Origin of the sequence: Pseudomonas sp. 2FG, assembly GCF_005502935.1 — a bacterium.
Classification (GTDB): Bacteria; Pseudomonadota; Gammaproteobacteria; order Pseudomonadales; family Pseudomonadaceae; genus Aquipseudomonas.
Genome location: NZ_SCMP01000002.1, coordinates 245,579 through 258,546, shown reverse-complemented (window position 1 = coordinate 258,546; position 12,968 = coordinate 245,579). Strand labels below are relative to the sequence as shown.

Annotated in this window: 9 protein-coding genes; 7 read left to right on the top strand and 2 right to left on the bottom strand. The window is 65.6% G+C overall.

Features of this window, described 5'->3' with window-relative positions; genetic code table 11:
• Nucleotides 1-294 precede the first annotated feature (294 nt).
• The 7 genes from FFS13_RS03070 to FFS13_RS03035 all read left to right on the top strand — a co-directional run bounded on the left by FFS13_RS03070 (nucleotide 295) and on the right by FFS13_RS03035 (nucleotide 7,252).
• A complete protein-coding gene (locus FFS13_RS03070) occupies nucleotides 295-1,398 on the top strand; it encodes an ABC transporter substrate-binding protein (protein ID WP_137817649.1) in 1,104 nt (367 codons plus the stop codon).
• A 224-nt stretch (nucleotides 1,399-1,622) separates the two neighbouring features.
• Entirely contained in the window at nucleotides 1,623-2,531 is a 909-nt protein-coding gene (locus tag FFS13_RS03060; RefSeq protein WP_137817647.1) for an ABC transporter permease, read from the top strand.
• Nucleotides 2,528-3,373: an ABC transporter permease gene (locus tag FFS13_RS03055; RefSeq protein WP_137817646.1), complete on the top strand. Its 846-nt coding sequence runs from the start codon at nucleotides 2,528-2,530 to the stop codon at nucleotides 3,371-3,373. Before FFS13_RS03060 ends, FFS13_RS03055 begins: the two co-directional genes overlap by 4 nt.
• A 14-nt stretch (nucleotides 3,374-3,387) precedes the next feature.
• Entirely contained in the window at nucleotides 3,388-4,443 is a 1,056-nt protein-coding gene (locus tag FFS13_RS03050) for an ABC transporter ATP-binding protein (protein ID WP_137817645.1), read from the top strand.
• Nucleotides 4,444-4,517: 74 nt separating this feature from the next.
• Nucleotides 4,518-4,649: a hypothetical protein gene (locus FFS13_RS19945; RefSeq protein WP_256657799.1), complete on the top strand. Its 132-nt coding sequence runs from the start codon at nucleotides 4,518-4,520 to the stop codon at nucleotides 4,647-4,649.
• A gap of 487 nt (nucleotides 4,650-5,136) precedes the next feature.
• Complete coding sequence (locus tag FFS13_RS03040; RefSeq protein ID WP_137817644.1) at nucleotides 5,137-6,444, top strand: CitMHS family transporter; 1,308 nt, start codon at nucleotides 5,137-5,139, stop codon at nucleotides 6,442-6,444.
• Between the two features lie 37 nt (nucleotides 6,445-6,481).
• On the top strand, nucleotides 6,482-7,252 hold the full coding sequence (locus FFS13_RS03035) for a TerC family protein (protein WP_137817643.1): 771 nt from the start codon (nucleotides 6,482-6,484) through the stop codon (nucleotides 7,250-7,252).
• Between the two features lie 105 nt (nucleotides 7,253-7,357).
• Here FFS13_RS03035 and recD read toward each other — a convergent pair whose 3' ends face one another.
• Both recD and recB read right to left on the bottom strand, forming a co-directional pair.
• Complete coding sequence (gene recD, locus FFS13_RS03030; RefSeq protein WP_137817642.1) at nucleotides 7,358-9,226, bottom strand: exodeoxyribonuclease V subunit alpha; 1,869 nt, start codon at nucleotides 9,224-9,226, stop codon at nucleotides 7,358-7,360.
• Nucleotides 9,227-9,421: 195 nt separating this feature from the next.
• A complete protein-coding gene (gene recB, locus FFS13_RS03025; protein WP_137817641.1) occupies nucleotides 9,422-12,961 on the bottom strand; it encodes an exodeoxyribonuclease V subunit beta in 3,540 nt (1,179 codons plus the stop codon).
• Nucleotides 12,962-12,968 lie beyond the last annotated feature (7 nt).

Sequence of the window (12,968 nt, the reverse complement as noted above, 5' to 3'; positions counted from 1 at the left end):
ATGGAGTGCCGCTAAGCCGCGCCCGCGTTTCGGCGGCCTGGGCCGCCCTCGGGCGGCTCAGGCATGCCTGGCTTTTAGCCATGCGTTTTGAACATGGCTTCGATGACAAACTTTCGATTGTTGCCCTGCCGGACGCGCCGCAGGATGGCCTCGCCAGCCCAGTCCGCGACAGCCAGCGCTGGGCCGCCAAGGCAGGTTGAACGATCTAGTGCGGGGAGCGCGGCGCGGCACAGGCATCGGCTCGAGGCCAGACCTTCAGCTCCCGAAGACAGATAAAAACAAGAGGAAACTGCGATGAGCGAGCACGATTTCAGCAGAAGAAAGTTCATTAAAACGGTGGGCGTCGCCTCGGTGGCCGCCGCCGCCCTGTCCATGCCCTTTATCCGGGCCAGCGGCAGCGACATGAAGTTTCATGGCAAGACCCTGCGCCTGCTCACCTGGTCCGACGACACCGGTCTGGCCGCGCTGCGCAATATCGCCGCCACCTTCGAAGCCAAGACCGGCGCCAAGGTGATCGCCGATCGTACCGGCAGCACCTCGGAGATGGTCGCCAAGCTCAAGGCCGGCGGCGACCGCCCGCAGTACGACATCATCACCCTCGCCGGGGTGGGCGCAGAAGGCCTGGCCAGCGCCGGTCTGCTGGAAAAGCCCGACCTCAACCGCATCCCCAACCTCAAAGACGTGCCGGCCCAGTACCAAACCGGCGCCAACGGCCATGGCATCGGCTACCTGCTCTGGTGCAACAGCCTGATCTACAGCACCCGCACCGTGAAGGAAGTGCCGGACAGCTACGCGGCCCTGTGGGACAAGGACATGGCGCCGAACATTTTCCTGCCGCCACCGAACTGGACCGAGGCCATGGACCTGATCATCATCGCCGCCAAGCTGGCCGGTGGCGACGAGCACAACATCGAGCCGGGCTTCAAGAAGCTCGCAGAGCTCAAGGATCGGGTCATTACCCTGGGTGAAAACCCCAACCAGATCGCCGAGCTGTTCCGCACCGGCTCGCTGGACATGGGTGGCCTCTACGCGCCGGCCTTCTTCCCGAAACAGATTCGCGATCCGGCCTACGGCCTGGGCGCCACCTTCGGCATGCAGGAAGGTTTCTACACCGACCTGATGCTCTCGGTGATGCCGAAGAATCGCCCGGGCGATACCGATCTGGCCTATGCCTTTATCGACCATTCGCTCGACCCGCTGGTGCAGGGCAAGATGGCCGAGGACATCTTCAACGGTCCGGTCAACGCCAAGGCGATCATCTCGGCAGAAGCGCGCAAGAGCCCGTACATCCTCACGCCGGAGCAGATCGCCGAGAAGGCGATCATGCACGACAACGCCTTCCTCGCCACCGTTCACGACCAGTGGATTCGCCGCTATACGGAAATCTTCTCTTCCTGATGTAAGAGCCTGTTCACGATCTCGCGAGCTAAGGTCAGGCAAGGCGAAAACAGGCGAGGAAGCGGAGTTTACGAGTGGTAAATGAGCATTCCGAGCCTGTTTTCAACGCCGCATGGCCGACGCGCAGCAGATCATGAACAGGCTCTAAGTAATCACAGCGCGCAGACGGCCCCTGACCGCCTGCGCGCTGCGCGGCAATCTTCTGTTCTGATGAGATAACCGAAATGGAACACTCAACTCTGACCCGCCCGGTCGGCGCGGTGCCCCTGCGCCCGGCCAAGGCGATTTCCCCGACGGCGCGGGCCTGGCTGTTCCTCTCGCCGTCGCTGCTGTTTCTCGCCGTACTGATTGCCGCCAGCCTGCTGGTACTGCGCATGAGTGTCGGCGTCAAAGGGGCCGAATGGACTGGCTTCAGCCTCGCCAGCTACGCGCAGCTGGCCGAGCCCTACTACCTGAAATCGCTGCTGCTGACCCTGCGCTTGGCCCTCGTCAGCGCGCTGATCGCGGTGCTGCTGGCGATCCCGGTCGGCTACAGCATGTCGCGCTTGCAGTCGCCGCTGTTGCGCCGGGTGTTCCTCGCCGCGGTGCTGTTGCCGTTGCTGGTCAACCTGCTGCTGCAAAGCTACGGCTGGCTGGTGATCCTCGGCCCGGGCGGGATGCTCAATCAGGCGCTGATGGGCCTGGGCCTGATCGATCGGCCGGTGATGCTGCTCTACAACCAGACCGGCGTACTGATGGGCCTGGTGCAGACCGCCTTTCCGTTGGCGGTACTGCCGATCGCCAGCGCCATGCGCGGCGTTTCGCGCAGCTACGAGGAAGCCGCCGCCACCCTGGGTGCCAGCCGCCTCCAGGTGTTCCGCCAGGTGGTGTTGCCGATGAGCCTGCCGGGCATCATCACCGGCGCCACGCTGGTGTTCGCCTACAACGCCAGTAGCTTCGTGGTGCCCTTGCTGCTTGGCGGTCGGCGGGTGCCGATGCTGGCCGTGATGGTGCATGACCAGATCGCCCCGCTGATGAACTGGCCCGCGGCCTCCGCCGCCGGCGTCGTGCTGATCGTGAGCACGCTGGCGATCATGACTCTCTCCGAATACGTTACCGGCCGGCGCCGCCGCATGCTGGAGGCTTCGCAATGAGTCGTCTATTTAGTCGCACCCCGACCTTGCCGGGTGACAGCGGCCGCTTCGCCATGGGCCTGTCCGGGTTCATCCTGTTGCTGGCCGTGCTGCCGATCCTGAGCATGATAGTGATGTCGTTCAGTGGCGCCTCGAACCTGGATTTCCCGCCGGCCAGCTACAGCCTGCAGTGGTACAGGGCGGCCTGGAACACCTTCGTCTCGCCGGACTCGAGCGATGTGCTGAGCCTCGGCCAGGCGCTGACCACCAGCCTGCTGGTGGCCTGCCTGACGATGATCTTCGCCACCCTGATCGCCGTGCCGGCGGCCTATGCGCTGGTGCGCTGCGAGTTCCGCGGCAAGGCCGTGGCGCTGCAATTGATGGCGCTGCCGTTGGTGTTCCCGATGGTGGTGCTGGGCCTCGCGCTGTTGCTGGTGTTCGACAGCCTGCCGTTTCAGATGAACACCTCGCGCCTGGTGATTGCCCACGTCATCCTCGCCCTGCCTTTCGTGGTGAAGAACTGCACCGCGGCGATGCTGTCGATCGGCAGCGAAGTCGAGGAGGCCGCGCAAATGCTTGGCGCAGCACCGCTGCGAGCCATAGTCGATGTGGTCGTGCCGCTGATGCGTTCAGGCATCCTGGCGGGGATGCTGCTGGCCTTCATCGTCTCGTTCAACGAGTTCACCGTGACCTATTTCCTTTACACCATCGACGTGATGACCGTGCCGATCTGGATGTACAGCCGCACCGTGTCTTCCCTCGATCCGACCGTTTTCTCGTTCGCCGTGCTGATCGTGCTGATCGACTTCGCCCTGATCTGGGCGCTGGAGAAGCTGGTTGGTGAAGGTGGCGTGTCGTTCTAATTTCGAGGTGAAGCATGACTGGACTGATTCTGCAAAACGTCGAGAAGCACTACGGCTCGGCTTGCGCCGTGAAGGGCGTCAACCTGCACCTGCCCGAGGGCAAACTGGTGTGCTTCCTCGGCCCCTCGGGTTGCGGCAAGACCACGCTGTTGCGCATGATCGCCGGCCTGGAAAGCCTCAGCGGCGGTGAAATCCGCCTGGATGGCCAAGACATCGGCCACACCCCGGCGCACCAGCGCAACTTCGGTATGGTGTTCCAATCGCTGGCACTGTTCCCGCACATGACCGTCGGGGAAAACATCGCCTATCCGCTGCGCCTGCGCGGGGTGAGCAAGGCGGATCAGCAGGCGCGGGTGACCGAATTGCTGCAACTGATCCAGTTGCAGGAGATGGTCGACCGCCCGGTGGCCAAGCTCTCCGGCGGGCAACGCCAGCGGGTGGCGATTGCCCGGGCGATCGCCGCGCACCCCAAGCTGCTGCTGTTGGACGAACCCTTGTCGGCACTCGATGCCAAGCTGCGCGAGTCCATGCAGGTGGAGATCCGCCAACTGCAACAGCGCCTGAATATCACCACCATCATGGTCACCCACGACCAGCGCGAGGCCATGACCATGGCCGATATAGTGGTCGTGCTCGGCGAGCATCGGGTGCAGCAGGTCGGCACGCCGATCGAGATCTACCGCAACCCCGCCAACGCCTTCGTCGCCGACTTCATCGGCACCGGCAATATCTTCCCGGCGACCGCCCTGGGCAACGGCCGGGTCGGCCTGCCCGGCGGTGCGGCGCTCCAGGTGCCGATCTGCGCGAGCATCCAGGCCGGCGCCAACATCAAGATGCTGGTACGCCCGGAGGACCTGGAACTGTCGCGGCCGCAGGCCAGTGCAGACAACCGTCTGCAGGGTACGGTGACCTTCGTGCGCGACATAGGCGCGACCATCGAAACCACCATCGAGTGTTCCGGCGTATCCCTGACCGCACTGAGCACACCCTGCCAGGGCATCGGCCTGGCCATCGGCAACCCGGTGTCGGTGACCATCCCGGCCCATGCTTGCCGCGTACTGACAGCCTGAATCACCTGGGATTTGCAGATGGCCGCGAGCTGTCTGCAAACCCGCCAGGCTGTATTAAGACGTAAGGAGACCCCATGCATCTTTCTCTCGAAAAGCGTACGGCACTGGTCTGCGGAGGCAGCTCCGGGTTGGGCTTCGGCGTGGCGCTGGCCGGTTATGTGACCGGAGCGCTGATCCCCGTCGATGGCGGATTGCTGAAAAGCTGAGCAGCCCATCTATATGGCGGCATAGCGGCGGCGTCGCTCACTGGATTCCCGCCTCGGAGGATCAATAAACGTAGGGTGGATAACACTCTTTTTATCCACCCACTAGGCACCCTGGACTCCCCTATGGTGGAAAACCGCTTTGCGGCTTTTCCACCCTACACAACCCCGCCTAACCCCTCATCCTCGCGAATGCGGGGATCCAATAAAAAGCGTAAGAGGCTGAAAGCCGTCCGTCGGAAGCTCCGCATCCCGGCACACCCCTGCGCCAACGAAAGCCTGCTGAAAGCTTCGCCGCTTAGCATCCAGCCTCCCGCCACCAGCCGCGGGCCCCCAGAAAAAAAACAATCGGTGGTTTGTCATGTCGAGTTCCTGCTCTGTCCTGCTGCGCTGCACCCGCCTTTCCGATCCTCCAGGCCGCCCGTCCCGACCGCTGCCGTGCTGCCGCGCCCGTTGACCCGTACGTCACCCACTCGCCTGGAGTAATCCCATGCTGACCTTCCTCGGCTTCGCCATGGTCGTCACCTTTATGTACCTGATCATGAGCAAGCGCCTCTCGGCGTTGATCGCCCTGATCATCATCCCTATCGTCTTCGCCCTGATCGGGGGCTTCGCCGCCGGGATCGGCCCGATGATGCTGGAGGGCATCACCAAGCTCGCGCCGACCGGCGTGATGCTGATGTTCGCCATCCTCTATTTCGCCCTGATGATCGACTCCGGGCTGTTCGATCCGGCGGTGCGCAAGATTCTCCAGCTGGTCAAAGGCGACCCGCTGAAGGTCTCGGTCGGCACCGCGGTGCTGGCCCTGGTGGTGTCCCTGGACGGTGACGGCGCGACCACCTACATGATCTGCGTGGCCGCCATGCTGCCGCTCTACAGCCGCCTGGGCATGAGCCCGCGGATCATGGCCGGGCTGATCATCCTCGCCGGCGGGGTGATGAACATGACGCCCTGGGGCGGCCCGACCGCGCGCGCCGCCAGCGCCCTGCACGTCGACCCGTCGGCGATCTTCGTGCCGATGATTCCGGCCATGCTCGCCGGCGTCGTGGCGATCCTGCTGATCGCCTACCTCTACGGCAAACGCGAGCGGGCGCGCCTCGGCGAACTGCATCTGCCCGGCGATGCGGTCGAGCACGGCGCCATCAGCGTGTCGCAGTACCCGGACGCGCGCCGCCCACGGCTGATCTGGTTCAACGGCGCGCTCACCGCCGCCCTGATGCTGGCGCTGATTAGCGGCCTGCTGCCGCTGCCGGTGCTGTTTATGCTCGCCTTCGGCATCGCCATGATCGTCAACTACCCCTGCCTGCAGCAGCAGAAGGAGCGCGTCGCCGCCCATGCCGGCAACGTCCTGGCGGTGGTCGGGCTGATCTTCGCCGCGGGGATCTTCACCGGCATCCTCTCTGGCACCGGCATGGTCGACGCCATGTCGAAAAGTTTATTGGCGGTGATTCCAGACGCCATGGGGCCATATTTGGCGCTGATCACCGCCGTGGTGAGCATGCCGTTCACCTTCTTCATGTCCAACGACGCCTTCTACTACGGCGTGCTGCCGGTGCTCGCCGAGGCCGCCAGCCATTACGGCATCAGCCCGGTGGAAATGGCCCGCGCCTCGATCGTCGGCCAACCGGTACATCTGCTCAGCCCGCTGGTACCCTCTACTTACCTGCTGGTCGGCCTGGCCGGTATCGAGTTTGGCGAGCACCAACGTTTCACCCTGAAATGGGCAGTGCTGGTTTGCCTGTGTATCCTGTTCGCCGCGCTGCTGATGGGGATCTTCCCGCTGTTCGGCAGCCACTGACTTAATCGCCTGCACCACCGCAAGAGGAAGGTTTTACATGGAATGGCTGACCAGCCCGGAAATCTGGGTCGCGTTTTTCACCCTGACGGCCTTGGAAATTGTCCTCGGCATCGACAACATCATCATGATCTCGATCCTGGTCAGCCGCATGCCGAAAGCCATGCAAGCGAAGACCCGCATCTTCGGCCTGGCGCTGGCGATGGTCACGCGGATCATGCTGTTGTTGTCGATCACCTGGGTCATGCGCCTGACCACCGATCTGTTCACGGTACTGGAGCAGGGCTTTTCCGGGCGCGATCTGATTCTGTTCTTCGGCGGCCTGTTTCTGCTGTGGAAGAGCAGCAGCGAGATGTACAACAGCCTGGAAGGCGAAGACGACACCCTCGATGAGCCGAAAGGCATGGGCGGCGGCTTTCTCGGCACCATCATCCAGATCGCCATCATCGACATCGTCTTCTCGCTGGACTCGGTGATCACCGCGGTCGGCATGGTCTCGTACGTGCCGGTGATGATCGCCGCGATAGTCGTCGCAGTGCTGGTGATGATGCTGGCCTCCGGCACCATCAGCGCCTTTATCGACAAGCACCCCTCGCTGAAGATGCTCGCGCTGTCGTTCCTGATCATGGTCGGCACCGTGCTGATCGCCGAAGCCTTCGATGCGCATGTAGCCAAAGGCTACGTGTACTTCGCCATGGCCTTCTCGCTGGCGGTCGAAGCCGTCAACATCCGCATGCGCAGCGCGCGGGAGAAGAAGCAGGAGCAACTCAGCGAGCCGGTGAAGCTGCGCAAGGATATTCCCGGCGAGTAAGCGCCTTGCAGGTCGCGCATCAAAACCCGTAGGAGCGGGCCATGCCCGCGATGCTTTTGCGTTGCCGCTTTTCGCGGGCATGGCCCGCTCCTACGAAGAGCTTCATTAAAACAAACTGAGCTGATCGCTCCCCGGCGTAACCGCAACGGCTGAAGCGCTGCGCGGCGGCTCGTCCACAACCGGACTCACCCCCAACCGCTCGGCCAAGCCCGCCGCGCGCTCGGCGCGGGTGCTGACGGCCTCGGCGAGCCGGGCCGGCAAGGCCCAGAGTTCGACCTTGTGCTTGGCCCGGGTGATGCCGGTGTAGAGCAGCGAGCGGGTCAGCAGTGGGCTAGGGGTTTCCGGCAGGGCCAACAGCACCTCGCTGAATTCCGAGCCCTGGCTTTTGTGCACGGTCATGGCGAAGGCGCTGTCGTGACTGGGCAGGCGAGCGGGCGAGAAGGGACGGAAGCTGTGCTCGGCCTCGCCGGCGCTCTCGAAATAGACCCGCAGGCCGTGTTCGCTGGCCAGGCAGAGGCCAATATCGCCGTTGAACAGGCCGAGGGCGTAATCGTTCTGACGCACCATCACCGCCCGGCCGGGATACCAGCGCTCGCGGCTGGGCAGGCTGAAGCGGCGTTTGATCCGCGCCTCCAGCGCCTCGTTGATACCCGCCACGCCCCAGGGCCCTTCGCGCTGGGCGGTCAGCGCGCGAAAGGCATTAAAGGCTTGGAAGCTTGCCGTCGGATCGCCACTGCGGGCGGCCGCCAGATAGGGCGCATAACCCTGCTCGAGGCGGTCGAGCAGGGCGGCCGGGGCCGGCTGGGATTGCCAGGCCAGATCGGCGCGGCCCTCCTTGAGCAGATTCAAGGTTCCGGCCGCATCGCCGCCGTTGATGCGCCGCGCCAGTTCGCCAATGCCGCTGTCACCGGCGAAGCGGTGGCTGTGGGTCAGCAACACCACGGCATCGCCGAGCCTGGAGCGCGGGGTCTGCACCGCCACCGACTGCCCGGTCAGGCGTTGCAAGGCGGCTGCGGTGTGCGCAGCGAAACCGCTGCCCTCGCACAGCTCGGCGAAGACCGCGCCGGCTTCGACGGCGGACAGCTGGTCCTTGTCGCCGAGCAGGATCAGTCGCGCATTGGCGGGCAGGGCGTCGACCAGCTTGGCCATCAGTGCCAGGTCGACCATCGAGGCTTCGTCCACCACCAACACATCCAGCGGCAACGGGCTGGCGGCGTTATGCCGCACCCGCGGGCTGTCGCCGCGGCTACCGAGCAGACGGTGCAGGGTGCGCGCCTCGTCCGGCAGCGCCGCCTTGATCGCGTCACTGACCGGCAGCTCGGCCTTGGCCGTGCGGATCGCCTCGGCCATGCGCGCGGCGGCTTTACCGGTGGGGGCGGCGAGGCCGATGGCCAGGCGTGAACCGCCCGGCTGTTCGAGCAGCGCGGCGAGCAGGCGCACCACGGTGCTGGTCTTGCCGGTGCCGGGGCCGCCGGAGATCACCGCCAGATTGCGGCGTACCGCCTGGGCCGCGGCGAGGCGTTGCCAATCCGGCCCGGCCTGGCCGCTATTACGGGCAAACAGCCGGGTCAGGCCGTCGGCCAACAGCGTCTCGTCGATCTCCGGGGTCGCACTCCCGCGGGCGAGCAGTTGCCCTGCCAGCTGGGTTTCGTAGGCGTGATAGCGGGCCAGGTAGAGGCGTTCGCCATCCAGAATCAGCGGTGCGAAGGCGCCGGGCAGGCCGACCAGGGACGACGCCGCCAGTTGCCCGCGCCAGTCGGCCAAGGCCGGCAGCAGCAGCCCGCCGCCCGCCTCCGGCCAGGCCCGTTGCCCGGCCCAACGGCGCAATGGCAGGCAGACATCGCCCTCGGCCAGCGCGCCACAGGTCAGCGCAGCGCCCACCAGCACGGCTTCGCCGGCCTGGGGATCGAGGCGCTGCAGGCTGTCGACGAAGGCCCGCTCCAACGGGCCGAGGGGCAGGGCAGCAAAACTCATGGGCAAGTCCCGTAGGGTGCGCCACGCGCACCACAATAATCGGTAGCGCCGAGTAGACCACCGGTGCGCGAGGCGCACCCTACGAAAGCCTCTGTCAGCGGGCCGAAGGTCATGGGTAAGACTCCTGACGAAAGGCGTAGCCATGCGCACCGGAAAGCAGGCGGATGGTGCGCACGGCGCACCCTACTGACGACATCAAACACCCTCCTCGAACAGCCGATCCAGCGCATCCAGCAGCGAGTCGGCCGGACGCGAGAAATACACCCCGGCGCTCGGCATGCCGCGCAGGAACAGGTAATAGGCGCCGCCCAGCTGGTCGTCGTTGAAGTCCGCCAAGCGCTGGCGGAGGAAGCGCCGCAACGCCACCAGATAGATCAGGTATTGCAGGTAGTAATGTTCGGCGGCCAGGGCCTGGAGCAGCCGCTCGCCGCCGTAATAGCTGGCGTCCGGGCCGAGCCAGTTGGATTTGTAGTCGGCGATATACCAGCGCCCCTGATGCTCGAAGGTCAGGTCGATAAAGCCCTTGAGGAAGCCCTTGAGGCCGTCGAACTCCAGCCGCGCCGCCGCTTCCCGCATGGGGGCGGCTAGGCCATGCAGCGGGTCCGCCAGGATCGCCCGCAGGCGCTGCACATCCAGGTTGGCGACCGGGAAGGTAAAGCCCAGTTCCGGCAGGCGCCGGGCCGGGGCGAGGGCGGCCAGGGTCAGGCCCTGGCCATCCAGATCGCTGTCGAGCACCTGCTGCAGGTGCGTGGCAGCCAGCTCGGTCCAGTCGGTGGAGAGGCCGTGGGCCTTCAGCGCGTGTTCCACCAGTTGCGGCAGCTCGCCCTTGCCCCGTACCCAGTCCTCCAGCACGGCGTGCAGACAGGTACCGGCACGGGCACCACGGGGAAAGCCGAAGAAGCCGGCCCCCGGCTCGCTGGCATCCGGCATCACCAGGCCATCACGATCCGGCGCCTCCATGTGCAGGCCGGCGGCCAGGCCGGAGAAGCTGCCGATGCGCCAGGCGCTGTGCAGACTGCGTTGCAACGTGGCCAGCTGTTGCGGCGCCGGGGCGCGTTGTTCGCCGGCGGTGCTGGCTTCGGTGGCGCGCAGCGGCTGAATGGCCATATGGCCCTGACTGCTGCTGACCAGCTGCTCGATTTCGCCGCGCAGGCCATGGGGACTCAGTGTTTGCAGATGGCCGGCGAGTTCGCCCAGGGCATCGTCGCCCTGTAAGTGACGACCGTGCAGCAGCCAGGCCAGGGCGCTGCTGTGCAGGCCACTCTCGGCCAACGTGCCGTCCTTCTTGGCCTTGCAGTCCACCGGCCCCCAGTGCAGCCACAGGCGGGCGCGGGCGCGGGTCAGGGCCACGTAGGTCAGGCGTAGGCGCTCGGCGAAACGCTCATGACGGGCGCGTTCGCGGTGGCTGTCGAACTGCTCGCCGCCGAGGTCGAGCAGCGGCGTGCCGTCGTCGGCGTGGCAGCTGATGTCTTCATGTTGGCGCAACAGCGCGCCGTCCCACAGGTAGGGGCAGAACACCAGGGGGTATTCCAGGCCCTTGGAGGTGTGGATGGTGACTATCTGCACCCGCTCGGCATCGCTTTCCAGGCGCAGCAGGGCCTCCTCGCCGTGGCTTTCGGCGCTGCGCTGGGCATTGAACCAGCTCAGCAACTGCTCCAGCCCGGGGCGTTGCAGGCTCTCGGTCTGCAGCAGTTCGGCCAGGTGCAGCAGGTTGGTCAGGCGCCGTTCGCCGTCGACCAGGGCCAGCAGGCGCTGCGCCACCTGCTGCTCATCCAGCCAGGCGCGGAAGGCGCGCATAAAGCCCTGCTGTTGCCACAGCTGATGGTAGCGCTCGGCGGCCTCGCGCTCGGCGTCCCAGGCCTGGGCATCGTCCGTGCAGGCGGCCAGATCGGCGGCGCTGCGCCCCAGCAGGCGGCTGGCCAGGGCGTAGCGCAACGCGCCCTCGCGGCCCGGCTCGGCATAGGCGGCCAGCACCGCGGCCAGCTCCTCGGCCTCCGCGCTGTGCCAGACGTTCTCCTTGCCGCGGCGCACGCTGGGCACGCCGCGGACAGCCAGTTCCTCGGCCACCTCACTGGCCTGACGGTGGCTGGCGACCAGTACGGCTATATCGCCGCCTTTTAGCGGAGTGCGCTGGCCCTGTTCGTCGAAATAGGCCTCGCCCTGACTGCTGGCGGCCAGCACGGCGGCGATCCGTCGCGCCGTATCACGGGCGACCAATGCGCCCGCTTCGCCCTTACCTAGGTGTTCATCACTGAGCCAGACCAGTGCCAGCGGTGCGTCCTGTTCGTTATCGACGACGGGTAGTACCAGCTGCGGTCGTGAACGCTGGCTGGCAGCTACTGGCGGATAGTCCAGGCCCTTTTCGGCGAACGGCATGGGCCGCTCGAACAGCTGATTCAGTGCGGCGATCAGTTCGGGCGTGGAGCGGTGGTTGGTGGCCAGGCTGTACTGCCGTGCCGCCTCGTCGCGGGCTTTGAGGTAGGTCGCCAGATCTGCGCCCCTAAAGGCATAGATGGCCTGCTTGGGATCGCCTACGAAGCAGAGGTCGCCCTGGTTTGCGTAGATACGATGGAAAACCTGGTACTGCACCGGGTCGGTGTCCTGGAACTCGTCGATCAGCGCCACCGGGTATTGCGCGCGCAGGGTGCCGGCCAGATGTTCGCCGCCCTCGCCGTAGAGCGCCTGTTGCAGTTTGTTGAGCAGGTCGTCGAAGGCCAGCAGGCGCTGGGCGGCCTTACGCGCGGGCAGTTGTTCGTTGAGTTGGCCGATCAGGCGCACCTGCAGATCGATCAGGCGTTGCTCGGCCTCGGGCTGGGCCGTATCCAGGGCGTCGCACAGCTCCTGCAGGGTCGCTGCCAGGGGGTTGGCCGGCGCTTCGCGATCCTTCTTGCTGGCCTTGAACAGACCCTCGCGAGACAGGCGGCGGTGCGCCTCGGTCTTGCTAAATAGCGCGGCGGCATCGCTGAAGTAGCCATCCAGCTCGGCCTGCCAGACACCCAGTTTGGCCGGGTTGCACATATTGCTTTTGAAGCCGTCGAAGGCCTTGAGCTGCGCCAGCCACGCAGCGCTTTCGCTTTGCCAGCAGCGCTGCGCCTGCTGCCAGGCGTCGCGCAGGGCGCTCATCTCGCTGCTGGCCCCCGGCTGTGGTTCGATACGCAGATAGGGTTTGCCCAAGTGGTTGCGCAGACGCTGGCGCAGGGCCTGCGGAGTGATCTTCTGTTGCACCAGAAAGGCCGCCCACTCCGGCTCGGCGGCGGCCAGCTCATGCCGCCACAGGTCGGCCAGCAGAGCGTCGAGAATCTCGCGGTCGTTGTGGGTCAGCTCGTTATCGAAATCGCCGCCGGCCTCGAAGGCGGCATCCTGCAAGGCGCGCTGGCAGAAACCGTGGATGGTGAAGATCGCCGCCTCGTCGAAACCATGCACCGCCAGCAGCAAGCGCCGATGGCTGGCCGCATCCGGGTACTGGGCGTGCAGGCGGTTAAGCAGCTCGTCCGTGCCCGGACCCTGGTCGTAGACCGCCAGCAGCTCGGCCAGGCGCTTGCGGATGCGTTCACGCAATTCGGCAGTGGCCGCAGTGGTAAAGGTCACCACCAGGATCTGGCTGACGCTGAGCTGCTTTTCCAGCAGCAGGCGGGCGTACAGCGCTGTCAGGGTCCAGGTCTTGCCGGTACCGGCGCTGGCCTCGATCAGCGAGCGGCCGCTAAAGCTGTCCTGCAGCAAATTCAACGTAGTCATAGTGGCC

Excerpts from the sequence above, each read along its gene's own strand:
- FFS13_RS03040 (WP_137817644.1), top strand. The coding sequence starts at position 5,137 with ATGCTGACCTTCCTCGGCTTCGCCATGGTCGTCACCTTTATGTACCTG.
- FFS13_RS03055 (WP_137817646.1), top strand. The coding sequence starts at position 2,528 with ATGAGTCGTCTATTTAGTCGCACCCCGACCTTGCCGGGTGACAGCGGC.
- FFS13_RS03060 (WP_137817647.1), top strand. The coding sequence starts at position 1,623 with ATGGAACACTCAACTCTGACCCGCCCGGTCGGCGCGGTGCCCCTGCGC.
- recD (WP_137817642.1), bottom strand. The coding sequence starts at position 9,226 with ATGAGTTTTGCTGCCCTGCCCCTCGGCCCGTTGGAGCGGGCCTTCGTC.
- FFS13_RS03050 (WP_137817645.1), top strand. The coding sequence starts at position 3,388 with ATGACTGGACTGATTCTGCAAAACGTCGAGAAGCACTACGGCTCGGCT.
- FFS13_RS03070 (WP_137817649.1), top strand. The coding sequence starts at position 295 with ATGAGCGAGCACGATTTCAGCAGAAGAAAGTTCATTAAAACGGTGGGC.
- FFS13_RS19945 (WP_256657799.1), top strand. The coding sequence starts at position 4,518 with ATGCATCTTTCTCTCGAAAAGCGTACGGCACTGGTCTGCGGAGGCAGC.
- recB (WP_137817641.1), bottom strand. The coding sequence starts at position 12,961 with ATGACTACGTTGAATTTGCTGCAGGACAGCTTTAGCGGCCGCTCGCTG.
- FFS13_RS03035 (WP_137817643.1), top strand. The coding sequence starts at position 6,482 with ATGGAATGGCTGACCAGCCCGGAAATCTGGGTCGCGTTTTTCACCCTG.